Raw genomic sequence first — 12,136 nt, forward strand, 5'->3', positions numbered from 1 at the left:
GCAGGCCTGGATAGGGCGCGCTGGTGCGCTGCTGTGCTGTCTATTTGGGGCCGTAACTGCGGCACCAGGCGGCCAGCGCTTCGCGCTCCGCTTCGAGCAATTGATCCGACTCGCTGTATTCCGCATGGTTCATGGTACCGCAGCAGGCGCGCCTGTCTTGCACGGCATCGTCGTCGTCGACGACAGCGGGAGCAAATGTCATTTGCCCATCCTCCGTCATGGCATTGGCCTTGAGCACTTCGCGCACGGTAAAGCTGTTGCGGATGAAGTCCAGGTAGGCGCCATTGCCATCGGTCTCGGCCATCGTCAGCATGTGGCCGGCCACGTCGGCATAGGTGGCGGCCTGGTCGGGCGATGCCACGAGGGCGCGCAGGACGAGGCTGCGCAGGTAGTCGCCGCAGCGGTGCAGGACGGCCGCGTCGTCTTCCAGCTGGGGCTGGCGTTCGTGGGCAAAGATGTCGGCCAGGATGTCGTAGATGGCGCCTGTAAACACTTGCGAGATGGCGTGCACTTCCGTGCCTGCTTCCGACAATTTGATGTCGTTGTCGGCATTGCGCAAGCCGTTGGGACGGCCCAGGGCCAGGCCGAACTGTTCCGCCAGGTCGGCCAGGAAGGTCTTGTCGTGCAGGTCGGATTTCGTTTGCGCGATCACGGCTTCCACCTGGTCCAGCTGCGACAGGGCCAGGAAGATGGCCGTCAGGTCGCCGAACGATTCGTGCAAGCCGCCCGTCTGCGGCGGATTGTTGCTGAGCAGCCAATTCGGTTTGAGGCCATCGAGCACGGCGTGCCCTGTTTCATGCGAGACGATGTCGAGCGAGCGGCAGGTGTAGACGCGCTCGGTGGCGCCGCTGGGGATGAAATCGCCGAACTTGAGCGCCTTGTCGCTGCGGCTGTAATAGGCATTCATGACATTGGGCAAGCCGTGCGGGAACACGCGCAGCGGTGCCGTGTTGCTGGCGCTATTCCATTGCCAGGGCAGGGGCGGCGCCGTGTCATTGCTGGCCAGCGCGCGCTGGTACATGGTCAATGTCATGCGCACGATGGCAAACGTGTGCACGGCGTCGAACTGGTCGGTGTTGGGCGAGACGATGAAGTCGCCGAAGGCATTCGGGCTGACCTGCGCGATGCCCGGTTCGCCAAACGTGACGCGCGCGTCGCGCGGACCTTGCAGGATCAGACCGGGCAGGAAGGTCTTGCGTGTGCCCAGTTCGCTGACGGACGGGTCTTGCTTCCAGATCAGCACGCGCGAACCGACGGGCACGGCGGCCGCGTTGCGCACCGTGGCCTCGGTCAGGCGGGGCGGCCCCGGCTGCAGGGTCAGTTGCGCATTCTTGCGGTGCTGGCGGTACGGCGCCGAGGGGGTGGGGACATAGCCGACGGGCAGGGACACGCATTTGGTCAGTACGGCTTCGACCGGCACGATGACTTTCTGATCCATGGTAGCTCTCCAAGACACGCGCAGCTGGAACTGGAATAGTCGTCCCGCTTCGGCGCATCCGGTTTGATACGGCGCAAGCGATGCGTGGGAAGGACGGGCTTTTTTAGCCGTCCGGCGCCAGCTGCGGCCGCGCCCGCCGCATGGCGGCTGGTATGATGCTGGCCGTATGGCACCCGTTTTTATAATAAAAGGATCGTTTGATGGCGGATATAAATATAGTTCAGCAACATAAGCTGACGGCAGCAAAGGCGCGCGAAGCGGCGCAGCAAGTGGCCGACAAGCTGGCCCAGGAATATGATTTGGCGTGCGCCTGGGATGGCGATGTGCTGCGCTTCGAGCGCAGCGGCGTCGATGGTTCGCTGACCCTGGAAAAAGAGCAGGTGCAACTGCAAATCAAGCTGGGCTTCATGCTCAGCGCCTTTGCTTCCACGATTGAAGGCAAGATCGCCGAGAAGATGCGCAAGGTGTTTACCGAGCCAGCTTGATGGCGTTTGCCCCGCTTGTCTGGCGCCAAGTTTGGTGGTAAAAATGGCGCCGCAGCGGAAGGCGAAAAGATGACGAAAACACGTCGCTTTTCGCCTTTTTTACGTCTGACTGTACGTTAGCGAACATTGCTAGCACATTTCTATTTGGAAAGCCATTGGACTTTGGCGGTTTTTTGCGTTATACTTGAGTCATATTTACAACAGCTACACCGCGTTTCACCTTCTGCTTCGCAGTACTCCCCACTCGCTCAGTGGTGAATAATTCTTCGGGTTTTACACCCGCATCCAGTTAAAAGTAGCTTGGTCGATTTTTTTTCGGTCAAATACATTTGGTGCCATGTATTTGCATGGCGCTAGCGTTGTTAAAAGTCCTGAACCACAGCCTCTTTTAGCACGCACACGGCACCCCGGCACCGGCTTTGGCCATCCGCTGGTCACACGCGTGTCACCCCCTGTTTCCTGTCGCTCCCGTGCGCTTGTTGCGCCGTGGCGTAGCCGACGCAACAGGGTTTGCTGATTCCCGCCGCAAGCTAGCAGGCTTGCTGGGTTTCATTCCATTCGTCAAATCGAGGGAGAACCACATCGTGGCAAAACAAATCATTATCGACCATGTGTTCAAAGTGTTCGGCGACAAGCCAGAAGAAGCACTTGAACTCGTTCATCAAGGCGCCAGCAAGCAGGACATCCTGGCCAAGACCGATTGCACCATCGGCGTTTTCGACGCCACCTTTACCATTGAAGCGGGCGAAATCTTCGTCATCATGGGCCTGTCCGGTTCGGGCAAGTCGACCCTGGTGCGCATGCTGAACCGTTTGATCGAGCCGACGGCCGGCCGCATCCTGATCGACGGCAACGATATCAATACCTTGCCGGATGCCCAATTGCGTGCCCTGCGCCGCAAGGACATCAGCATGGTGTTCCAGTCGTTCGCGCTGCTGCCGCAAATTACCGTGCTCGACAACACCGCCTTCGGCATGGAACTGGCCGGCATGCCCAAGGCCGAGCGCCATGCGCTGGCCCAGCAAGCGCTGGAACAAGTAGGCCTGGACGGCTACGGCGCCAGCTATCCCGACGAATTGTCGGGCGGCATGCAGCAGCGCGTGGGCCTGGCCCGTGCGCTGGCTTGCGATCCATCGATTTTGCTGATGGATGAAGCGTTTTCCGCGCTCGATCCGATCATTCGTACGGAAATGCAATCGGAACTGCTGCGTTTGCAGCAAATCAAGCGCCGCACCATCGTCTTCATTTCGCATGACCTCGATGAAGCCATGCGCATCGGCGACCGCGTTGCCATCATGAAAGACGGCCACGTGGTGCAAGTGGGCACGCCGGAAGAAATCCTGCGCAAACCGGCCAACGATTACGTGCGCAACTTCGTGCGCGGCGTCGATGCGGCGGCCGTGTTCAAGGCCAGCGATATTGCCCGCAAGAGCCAGATCGTCGTGTCCGAGTCCCCGAGCCGCGGCTCGCGCGCCGCGCTGTCGATGCTGGAAGAGCAGGATCGCGCGTTTGCCTATGTCGTCAATCCGCAGCGCAAGTTCCTCGGCGTCGTGTCGGCCGATTCGCTGCGCAGTGCGCTCGACGGCCATGTGGGACCGCTGGGCCTGGCGCATGCGTATCTGCCCGACGTGCAGACCATCAATGCGGACGAGCCAGTCGCCGGCCTGTTTGGCCAGGTGGCGCAGCTGCCTTACGCCGTCCCAGTGGTGGCCGATGACGGCAGCTTCCGCGGCGCCATCAGCAAGACAACCTTGCTGAAGTTCCTCGACCGCGATACGCCAGCCATTGCCGAACAACAACAGAAAGGACAAGCATGAATCCAAGCACCGTTTCCACAGTAGAAGCTGTTGTTGAACAGCCGGCCGCGCAAATCAATCCCTGGGCGCTGACGCCGCCGGGCGACACGTCCTGGCTGGACGCGGCCGGGCCGGCTGTACAGCCGGAACACGCGGCCTCCGGTTTTCACCTGACGCAGATTTTCGACGGCTCGCTGCCGCTGGAAAGCTGGATCAACCAGGGCCTGGGCTGGGTCGTCGCCCATTTCCGTCCTTTCTTCCAGGCCGTGCGCGCGCCGATCGACAGCGTGCTGTCCGGCGTGGAAGGCGTGCTCCTGGCGGCCCCGTCGCTGACGGTCATCGCCATCATCGGCTTGCTGGCGTGGCAATTTACCAGCCGCACCTTGGCCATCGGCACCGTACTGGCGCTGCTGGTCGTATCGATGCTGGGCATCTGGCCGGAAGCCATGACGACCTTGTCGCTGGTGTTGACGTCGCTGGCCTTCTGTCTGGCCATCGGTTTGCCGCTCGGTATTTTCCTGGCCAGCAGCGACCGCGCACAGAATATCCTGCGTCCCTTGCTCGACGCCATGCAGACGACGCCTGCTTTCGTTTATCTGGTGCCGGTGGTAATGCTGTTTGGTATCGGTAATGCGCCAGGCGTGATCGTGACGATCATCTTTGCCCTGCCGCCGCTCGTACGTTTGACCAATCTCGGTATCCGCCAGGTGCGTCCCGACCTGATCGAAGCGGCCCGCGCCTATGGCGCCTCGCCGTGGCAGTTGCTGACCCGCGTGCAGTTTCCGCTGGCCATGCCGTCGATCATGGCCGGTATCAACCAGTCGCTGATGCTGTCGCTGTCGATGGTCGTGATCGCCTCGATGATCGCCGTCGGTGGCCTGGGCCAGATGGTATTGCGCGGTATCGGCCGTCTGGACATGGGTCTGGCAACCGTCGGTGGCCTCGGTATCGTGCTGCTGGCCATCACCCTGGACCGCTTGACGCAAGCGATGGGCCAGCCACGCCGTGGCGTGCGCCATTGGTACCAGACGGGTCCCGCCGGTTTCGTGCTGCGCCTGGTGCGCGGCAGCACGGAGAAAAATAATGTTGCACAGCAAGCTACGCTGGCCAACGCACAATAAGAAAGGAACCACATGCATCAAATCGCACATTTCAAAGAGACGCAAAAATCGCAACGCAAGTTCCAGCTGTTTTCCGCCCTGGCGATCGCCGCCATGGCCCTGACCACGAGCCTGGCCATGGCGCAGACGCCGGCCGCACCCGCCGATGCGTTGCCCGGCAAGGGCATCAAGGTGCAGGCGCTGCAAAGCTCGATCGCGGAAGAAACATTCCAGACCATGCTGGTCGACAAGGCGCTGGAAAAGCTCGGCTACGAAGTGCAGCCGATCAAGGAAGTGGAATACCCGACGGCGCATATCGCGATTGCCAACGGCGACGCCACCTTCATGGCCGTGCACTGGGACCCGATGCACAAGGATTTCTATAACAATGCGGGCGGCGACGCCAAGCTGTTGCGCACGGGCCAATACGCCGGTCCTGCCGCACAAGGTTATCTGATCGACAAAGCGACGGCCGAGAAGTACAACATCACGAATATCGACCAGTTGCGCGACCCGAACCTGGCCAAGCTGTTTGACCACGATGGCGATGGCAAGGCCGACTTGACGGGCTGCAACCCCGGCTGGGGCTGCGAAGCGCTGATTGAGAATCACATGGATGCGTACAAATTGCGCGAAACGGTAACGCACGTGCAGGGCAGTTATGCGGCCCTGATCGCCGACACCATGGGCCGCTACAAGCGTGGCGAACCGATTTTGTACTACACGTGGACGCCGTACTGGGTCAGCGGCGTGCTGGTGCCGGGCAAGGATGTGGTCTGGCTGAAAGTGCCGTTCTCGGCCAACCCGGAGAAAGTGAACACGCGTCTGGACAATGGCAGCGATTACGGCTTTGCCGTCAACACGGCGCGCATCGTGTCGAACAAGGCCTGGGCCGAGAAAAACCCGGCCGCGGCCAAGCTGTTCGAAGTGATGCAACTGCCCGTGGCGGACATCAATGCGCAGAACGAGCGCATGCGCCGCGGCGAAAACACGCAAGCCGATATCGCGCGCCATACGGCTGGCTGGATCAAGTTCCACCAGCAAAAGTTTGACGGCTGGATCGCGCAAGCGCTGGCGGCGGCGAAAAAGTAAGTTCTAGCGCCGTTTTACCATGAAAGAGTGGCTACCATTTTGGTAGCCACTTTTGCGTTAACGGCCTGTTTTGGTGGTTTTTGGTGAGTTTTTAGCCGTTTTCGGCCAGTTTCAGGTGCAAAATGGGGAAAGGCTTGCCGAACGGGTCGCGTTCGGAGCGGCTTTCCCCGATAAAGCCCTGGTGGAGGTAAAAGCCATGCGCTTGCGTGTTGTGTTCGTTGACATCGACGGCCGTGGCGCCCAGGGCCGCGATGGCGTGCCGCACGAGCGCACGGCCGGCGCCGCTGCCGCGCTGGTCGGGATGTACGAACAGCATCTCGATCTTGGCGTGTTCGACGCACAGGAAGGCATAGGCGACGCCGTCATCGGCGCGCAGCACGTGCAGCAGGCGTTCGGCCGTCACCCTGGCCAGCTCGTCGCGGACGAAGGGCACCAGGAAAGCGATATCGCTGTCAGCGAGGAAATAGTGGGTGGCGCGTACGGACAGGTGCCAGACATCGAACAAGCGGGGCAGGTCGGCGGCATGGGCCAGGGAAAGCAGGGAATTCGGTGATGGTGTCATGCGGAAATTATACTGCCCCGGCAGGCGCCGGGGCAGGGAGGGACGATCAGTCCTTCAAGTCTTCGATCAGGTCGATGTATTGTTGCTGCGCATCTTCTTTCGAGGTGCCGGCCAGGGCCGCCCAGGCGTCGAACTTGGCGCGGTTGACGAAGTCGGTCATGCCAGGACGCTCGCCCGTGGCGTCGCCGCTCGAGGCTTGCTTGAACAAGGCGTAGATTTTCAACAAGGTCATATTGTCCGGACGCTCGGACAGGGTCTTGGAATCGAGCTGCGCTTGTTCGAATTGCTCTTGTAAACTCATGATGGCTCCTGTGTGCTGATGGAATCGTTGGAAAAGTGCGGCAGGCCCGGCGGAGTGGCCACCGTGCGTGCTGCAGTGCCTGACATCATAGTGAAAAAAGCGTGCCGTGCATTAGAGGACACCCTCAAAACAAAAACGCCGCCGCTGAGTGAACAGGGGCGGCGTCTGGCGCGGTCCTTGGAACGCAGCCTTCAGCTTCTTATACGCCCAGCAGTTCGACGTCGAAAATCAGGGTGGCGTTCGGTGGAATCACGCCGCCGGCGCCGCGTGCGCCATAGCCCAGTGCCGCAGGAATGATCAGCTGGCGCTTGCCGCCCACTTTCATGCCTTGCACGCCTTCGTCCCAACCCTGGATGACGCGGCCTGCGCCCAGCGGGAATTCGAATGGATCGTTGCGGTCCTTGCTCGAGTCAAATTTCGAACCGGCGCTGCCGTCGTCGTTTTGCAGCCAGCCCGTGTAATGCACGACAACATTGTTGCCGGCTTGCGCTTCAGCGCCTTCGCCAACGACGGTATCGATGTATTGCAGGCCGGAAGCGGTAGTGGTGGTGGTCATGATAATCCTTGTGTAGGCGATGAAAGCTTCAGATTGTAGAGCAATGAGTTGCAAAGCGCCATTCCAGGCCCGGCGCAAGGGAAAACCGGAAATTACGCCGATGTGTGGCTGCCGGTTGTATTTAAGGGGGGATTTCACACAATAAATACAGTGTTCCACGTAAAATGCATGTTTTGTATTTAACAGTGATTTCTTCCATGTTCCGCAGTCTACGCCGCCTTGTTTTTTCCTCGCTGTGCCTGGTTTCCGCAATATCGACGGCGCAAGCCGAAGTGGTGGTGGTACTCAATTCCCGTGATGCTACGGTGCAACTGCTGGACCAGAAAACCTATGCTCCCCTGTCCACCTTTGCCGTCGGCAAGGAACCGCACCATCTGATGGAAACGCCGGACGGCAAGTCGCTGATCGTCGCCAGTTCCGTCGGCAACGAGCTGATTTTCCTCGATCCTGTCTCGGGCCAGATCCAGCGCCGCATCAGCAACATCCTCGATCCTTACCAGATCGGCTTTTCGCCGGACCAGAAATGGTTCATTTCGAATTCGCTGCGCCTGGACCGCATCGACCTGTACCGCTACGACGGCAAGAACCTGACCCTGGCCAAGCGCATCCCGCTGCCGAAACTGCCCAGCCACATGGCGTTCACGGCCGACAGCACCATGGCCTTCATCACGCAGCAGGGCAGCAACCAGGTCAGTGCCATCGATCTGGCGACGCAAACCGTCAAATGGACCATGCCTGTCGGCCCCGCGCCCGCCGGCATCACGATGACGCCCGATGGCAAGCATTTGCTGGTCGGTATCATGGGCAGCGATTACGTGGAGGTGATCGACTGGCGCACGCAAAAGACCGTCAAGCGCATCAAGGCGGGCGCCGGCACGCATAATTTCCGCGCGCTCGGTGACAACCGCATGACGTTCGTCTCGAACCGCGTGTCGAATACCATCAACATCATCGACCAGAAGACGCTGGAAAACGTGGGCACCATCAATGTGCCGGGCGGCCCGGACTGCATGGAAATCACGCCCGATGGCAAGACCATGTGGGTGACCCTGCGCTGGATCAAGAAAGTGGCCGTGATCGACCTGACCACGCGCAAGGTCATCAAGACCATACCGGTAGGCCGCTCGCCCCATGGCGTGTATTTCGCCACCCACTCGCCGCGCATGTGATGGCGGGTGTGATGATGAAACACCTGATTCCCGCGGGCCGCGTGTCCGCCATGCTGCTGTGCGCCAGCGCCATGCTGTCCCCCGCGCATGCCGCCGCGCCGGCACCGGCAGCAACGGCCCCAGCCGCATCTTCAGCCCCGGCCGCCTGCAAGGGCACGATCTACATGACCTTCGACACGGGCAGCCAGTCGCAAGCGCAACTGATCGCCGACGTGCTGAACAAACGTCATGTAAAGGCAACCTTCTTCCTGGCCAATGAAAAGACCACGCGCGGCGACTATTCGCTCGATGCCTCGTGGGCGCCGTACTGGAAAGCCCGGGTCGCCGAAGGCCATGCGTTCGGCACGCATACGTTCGACCACGTGTACTGGAAGAAGGATCTGGCCAACGGCTTGATCCAGGTCAAGCCCCAGTTCGGCAAGGACGGCGGCAAGCTGGCCTCGTTTACGGATAAACAGTTCTGCGAGGAATTGCGCCGGGTCGATACGCGCTTCCAGGAGCTGACCGGCCACAAGCTCGATCCGTTCTGGCGCGCGCCGGGCGGCTACACGTCGCCGCGTACCCTGGCGGCCGGCAGCGCTTGCGGCTACCAGCACGCGGGCTGGGCGCCAGCGGGGTATTCCGGCGATGAGCTGCCCAGCGACAAGTATCCGAACGCCATGCTGCTGAAAAAAGCGCTGGCGAACTTGCGCAGCGGCGACATCTTCATTTCCCACATGGGCATCTGGTCGCGCAAGGATGCGTGGGCACCGGCCAACCTCGACGCTTTGATTTCTGGCTTGCAAGACAAGGGTTTCTGTTTTGCCACCCTGCGCGAGCATCCTGCCTACGCGCAGAAGAAGGGCCAGCCATGATCGCCGCCGATATCCTCGGCTTCGTCACCCCGGTGATCGACGCCGTGGTCGATACCTTTGGCGTGGCGCAAGGCTGGCTATTTCAGACGGTGGTCAATCCCCTCGTCTATCACCTGGGCTTTGGCGAATTCACGGAAGAAGCGTTCGAAGGCACGGAGTGGCTGCTGATCGGCCTGTGCGAACTGGTGCTGCTGTTTCTCGTGCTGCGCCCGCTCGAAGCCCTGATTCCCGCGCAAAAGATCACCGACCCGCGCGCGCGCTGGAACGATTTCATCTACACCGTGCTGCACCGGATCGGCCTGTTTTCTGTCGTCGTCTTCTTCACGCTCGATCCGCTGATGGATGCGCTGGCGGGTGCCTTGCGTTTCGATAATATCCATCCATTCAACCTGGAATCGCTGTTGCCCGGCATCAGTCCCTTGCTCAGTTTTATCATTTATTTTGTGATACTGGACTTCGTCGACTATTGCTACCACCGGGCCTCGCACCATTTCGGCTGGTGGTGGGGCTTGCACAGCCTGCATCACAGCCAGCAAAACATGAACTTGTGGAGCGATGACCGCAACCACTTGCTCGACGACTTCCTGCGCGACGTGGTGATGGCGCTGGTGGCGCTCGGCATCGGCGTGCCGCCGGGCCAGTACGTGCTGCTGGTGTCGGTTTCGCGCATTCTGCAAAGCTTGCAGCATGCGAATGTGAGGATACACTTCGGCCGCATCGGCGAGCGGCTGTTGGTTTCGCCCCGTTTCCACCGTACGCACCATGCGATCGGCGTGGGGCACGAGTCGCAAGGCAAGGGCAGCATGGGCGGCTGCAACTTCGGCGTGGTCTTGCCGATTTGGGATATGCTGCTGGGCACCGCGAATTTCTCGGCCGGCTATGCACGCACGGGCGTGCGCGACCAGCTGGCCCGTATCGACAGCAAGGGCATGGGCCGGCCGGGGCGCGACTATGGCCGCGGCTTCTGGCAGCAGCAATGGCTGGGCCTGCGCCGCATGGTGGAATTTGCAAGAATCAAACGAAAAGGACGTCGTTGATGCGTAATGTGTTGAATTCGTATGGCCGCGCCTTGCTGTCGCAATTGCACGGCAGGATATTGCTGCTGAGCGTGGCGCCGTTCATCCTCTCGCTGGTGCTGTGGGGATGCCTGCTGTATGTGGGTTTGCAGCCGCTGATCGACAGCCTGCATGCGCTGTTTACGCAATACGATTTCTTCCGCACCAGCGGGCAGGTGCTGTCCACCTTCGGCCTGGGCATGCTGAAAGCCGTGATCGTGCCGCTGATCGCCATGTTCATGCTGCTGCCGCTGATGATCTTGACGGCGCTGATCTTCATGGGCCTGTTCGCCATGCCGGCCATCGGCCGCCATGTGGGCGGGCGGCACTTTCCTCAACTGGACAAGAAGCATGGCGGCAGCCTGCTCGGCAGCGTCGCCACTTCGCTGGCCACGTTCTTGCTGTTCATTATCGCCTGGGTGATCATGCTGCCCCTGTATGCGTTTCCGCCGGCCGCCCTGGTTGGGCAAGCCGTGCTGTGGGGCTGGCTGACCTACCGCGTGATGGCATATGACGCCATGGCCGACTACGCCAGCGCCGAAGAGCGCCACGCCATCATGCGCACGCAGCGCTGGCCTTTGCTGGCCATCGGCATGGTATCCGGCGCGGCCGGCGCCGTGCCGGGCATGCTGTGGATGGGCGGCGTGATGTCGGTGGTGTTCTTCCCCTTCCTGGCGGCGTTTGCCATCTGGCTGTATGTGCTGATCTTTATCTTTACGGGTCTGTGGTTCCAGTATTACTGCCTGGAAGCACTGTCGCGTTTGCGGGGCGTACGCGGCATGACCGACGTGGCGCCGGCGGACGCTTGAGTATTTTTATCGAATTCTACGAGGAAGCTTCATGGCTATCGGATTGATCATCATTGGCGACGAAATCCTGTCGGGCAAGCGCACGGACCAGCATTTTCCAAAAGTGGTAAGCATGCTCAAGGCGCGGGGCTTGCAGCTGAGCTGGGCGGAATACGTGGGCGACGAACCGGCCCGCCTGGTCGCCTTGCTCAAGCGCAGCTTTGCCAGCGGCGACATCGTCTTCAGCTTTGGCGGCATCGGCGCCACGCCGGACGACCATACGCGCCAGGCGGCGGCCGATGCGCTGGGCTTGCCGCTGGTGCTGCATCCGCAGGGCAAGCTCAATATCCAGCAACGGATCACGGAAATGGGCGAAGAAGCGGGTGTACCGGCCGATTTGAACTCGCCGGAAAACCTGCACCGCCTGAAAATGGCGGAATTTGTCGAAGGCGCCGAGCTGATTCCGAATCCGTACAACAAGATTGCCGGCTTTGCCGTGCGCGAACATTATTTCGTGCCCGGTTTTCCCGTCATGTCCTGGCCCATGATCGAATGGGTGCTCGACACGCATTACGCGCACCTGTTCAATCAGGTGCCGCATGCGGAACACGCCTTGCTCGTGTATGAAACGGCCGAATCCCTGCTGACACCGCTGATGGTGGGCCTGGAAGCGGAGTTCCCGCTGATCAAGGTATTCAGCCTGCCCAGCGTGGGCGATGCGCAGACGCGCCGGCATATCGAACTGGGCGTCAAGGGCGAGCCTGCGCAGGCCGAGGCCGCCTTTGCGCAGATGTGTGCCGCGCTCGATACCTTGCAGGCGGAATACACCACCATCTGAGATGCGGCCAGCCCGGCGCCGGCGGCTTTTTCGCTGGTGTTCAGCCCGCTTCACAGCTATGTACGCAAGCGTACGTTCCAAGACGTTGTTTTTTTGCGAAAA

General features: G+C 60.8%; 13 protein-coding genes. 9 read left to right on the forward strand and 4 right to left on the reverse strand.

Annotated features, from left to right (window positions below):
* Window positions 1–40 precede the first annotated feature (40 nt).
* The gene (locus tag AC4BCN_RS06705) at window positions 41–1,438 is read right to left on the reverse strand and encodes a hypothetical protein (RefSeq protein ID WP_490492847.1); all 1,398 of its coding nucleotides are present in this window, start codon (window positions 1,436–1,438) and stop codon (window positions 41–43) included.
* Between the two features lie 200 nt (window positions 1,439–1,638).
* Between AC4BCN_RS06705 and AC4BCN_RS06710 the strand changes: the two genes are divergently transcribed.
* The 4 genes from AC4BCN_RS06710 to proX all read left to right on the forward strand — a co-directional run bounded on the left by AC4BCN_RS06710 (window position 1,639) and on the right by proX (window position 5,911).
* Window positions 1,639–1,923, forward strand: a complete 285-nt coding sequence (locus tag AC4BCN_RS06710) for a polyhydroxyalkanoic acid system family protein (RefSeq protein WP_490492848.1) — start codon at window positions 1,639–1,641, stop codon at window positions 1,921–1,923.
* A 584-nt stretch (window positions 1,924–2,507) separates the two neighbouring features.
* Window positions 2,508–3,740, forward strand: a complete 1,233-nt coding sequence (gene proV / locus AC4BCN_RS06715; RefSeq protein ID WP_035828675.1) for a glycine betaine/L-proline ABC transporter ATP-binding protein ProV — start codon at window positions 2,508–2,510, stop codon at window positions 3,738–3,740.
* Window positions 3,737–4,840, forward strand: coding sequence for a glycine betaine/L-proline ABC transporter permease ProW (gene proW, locus AC4BCN_RS06720; RefSeq protein WP_490492849.1), 1,104 nt, complete (start codon window positions 3,737–3,739; stop codon window positions 4,838–4,840). The genes proV and proW overlap by 4 nt, the downstream gene beginning before the upstream one ends.
* A gap of 12 nt (window positions 4,841–4,852) precedes the next feature.
* Window positions 4,853–5,911: a glycine betaine/L-proline ABC transporter substrate-binding protein ProX gene (gene proX, locus AC4BCN_RS06725; protein WP_070303354.1), complete on the forward strand. Its 1,059-nt coding sequence runs from the start codon at window positions 4,853–4,855 to the stop codon at window positions 5,909–5,911.
* A 91-nt stretch (window positions 5,912–6,002) separates the two neighbouring features.
* Here proX and AC4BCN_RS06730 read toward each other — a convergent pair whose 3' ends face one another.
* From AC4BCN_RS06730 to AC4BCN_RS06740, 3 genes are all read right to left on the reverse strand, one after another.
* A complete protein-coding gene (locus tag AC4BCN_RS06730; protein WP_490492850.1) occupies window positions 6,003–6,473 on the reverse strand; it encodes a GNAT family N-acetyltransferase in 471 nt (156 codons plus the stop codon).
* Window positions 6,474–6,519: 46 nt separating this feature from the next.
* Entirely contained in the window at window positions 6,520–6,774 is a 255-nt protein-coding gene (locus tag AC4BCN_RS06735) for an acyl-CoA-binding protein (protein ID WP_034760268.1), read from the reverse strand.
* A gap of 199 nt (window positions 6,775–6,973) precedes the next feature.
* Window positions 6,974–7,330 carry an FKBP-type peptidyl-prolyl cis-trans isomerase gene (locus tag AC4BCN_RS06740; protein WP_034760263.1) on the reverse strand — a complete coding sequence of 119 codons (357 nt, stop codon included), beginning with the start codon at window positions 7,328–7,330 and terminating at the stop codon, window positions 6,974–6,976.
* A gap of 197 nt (window positions 7,331–7,527) precedes the next feature.
* Between AC4BCN_RS06740 and AC4BCN_RS06745 the strand changes: the two genes are divergently transcribed.
* The 5 genes from AC4BCN_RS06745 to AC4BCN_RS06765 are packed head-to-tail and all read left to right on the forward strand — an operon-like array spanning window position 7,528 to window position 12,034.
* Entirely contained in the window at window positions 7,528–8,499 is a 972-nt protein-coding gene (locus AC4BCN_RS06745; RefSeq protein ID WP_058049179.1) for a YVTN family beta-propeller repeat protein, read from the forward strand.
* Between the two features lie 11 nt (window positions 8,500–8,510).
* A complete protein-coding gene (locus AC4BCN_RS06750) occupies window positions 8,511–9,353 on the forward strand; it encodes a polysaccharide deacetylase family protein (RefSeq protein ID WP_490492851.1) in 843 nt (280 codons plus the stop codon).
* Complete coding sequence (locus AC4BCN_RS06755) at window positions 9,350–10,390, forward strand: sterol desaturase family protein (RefSeq protein ID WP_490492852.1); 1,041 nt, start codon at window positions 9,350–9,352, stop codon at window positions 10,388–10,390. The genes AC4BCN_RS06750 and AC4BCN_RS06755 overlap by 4 nt, the downstream gene beginning before the upstream one ends.
* Window positions 10,390–11,217, forward strand: coding sequence for an EI24 domain-containing protein (locus AC4BCN_RS06760; RefSeq protein WP_490492853.1), 828 nt, complete (start codon window positions 10,390–10,392; stop codon window positions 11,215–11,217). Before AC4BCN_RS06755 ends, AC4BCN_RS06760 begins: the two co-directional genes overlap by 1 nt.
* Before the next feature lie 31 nt (window positions 11,218–11,248).
* Window positions 11,249–12,034, forward strand: coding sequence for a competence/damage-inducible protein A (locus tag AC4BCN_RS06765; protein ID WP_490492854.1), 786 nt, complete (start codon window positions 11,249–11,251; stop codon window positions 12,032–12,034).
* The last annotated feature ends 102 nt before the right edge of the window (window positions 12,035–12,136 follow it).

This window comes from Janthinobacterium sp. Bl 1 (assembly GCF_058215535.1).

Excerpts from the sequence above, each read along its gene's own strand:
- AC4BCN_RS06735 (WP_034760268.1), bottom strand. The coding sequence starts at position 6,774 with ATGAGTTTACAAGAGCAATTCGAACAAGCGCAGCTCGATTCCAAGACC.
- AC4BCN_RS06745 (WP_058049179.1), top strand. The coding sequence starts at position 7,528 with ATGTTCCGCAGTCTACGCCGCCTTGTTTTTTCCTCGCTGTGCCTGGTT.
- proX (WP_070303354.1), top strand. The coding sequence starts at position 4,853 with ATGCATCAAATCGCACATTTCAAAGAGACGCAAAAATCGCAACGCAAG.
- AC4BCN_RS06765 (WP_490492854.1), top strand. The coding sequence starts at position 11,249 with ATGGCTATCGGATTGATCATCATTGGCGACGAAATCCTGTCGGGCAAG.
- AC4BCN_RS06750 (WP_490492851.1), top strand. The coding sequence starts at position 8,511 with ATGATGAAACACCTGATTCCCGCGGGCCGCGTGTCCGCCATGCTGCTG.
- AC4BCN_RS06730 (WP_490492850.1), bottom strand. The coding sequence starts at position 6,473 with ATGACACCATCACCGAATTCCCTGCTTTCCCTGGCCCATGCCGCCGAC.
- proW (WP_490492849.1), top strand. The coding sequence starts at position 3,737 with ATGAATCCAAGCACCGTTTCCACAGTAGAAGCTGTTGTTGAACAGCCG.
- AC4BCN_RS06760 (WP_490492853.1), top strand. The coding sequence starts at position 10,390 with ATGCGTAATGTGTTGAATTCGTATGGCCGCGCCTTGCTGTCGCAATTG.
- AC4BCN_RS06740 (WP_034760263.1), bottom strand. The coding sequence starts at position 7,330 with ATGACCACCACCACTACCGCTTCCGGCCTGCAATACATCGATACCGTC.
- AC4BCN_RS06705 (WP_490492847.1), bottom strand. The coding sequence starts at position 1,438 with ATGGATCAGAAAGTCATCGTGCCGGTCGAAGCCGTACTGACCAAATGC.
- AC4BCN_RS06755 (WP_490492852.1), top strand. The coding sequence starts at position 9,350 with ATGATCGCCGCCGATATCCTCGGCTTCGTCACCCCGGTGATCGACGCC.
- AC4BCN_RS06710 (WP_490492848.1), top strand. The coding sequence starts at position 1,639 with ATGGCGGATATAAATATAGTTCAGCAACATAAGCTGACGGCAGCAAAG.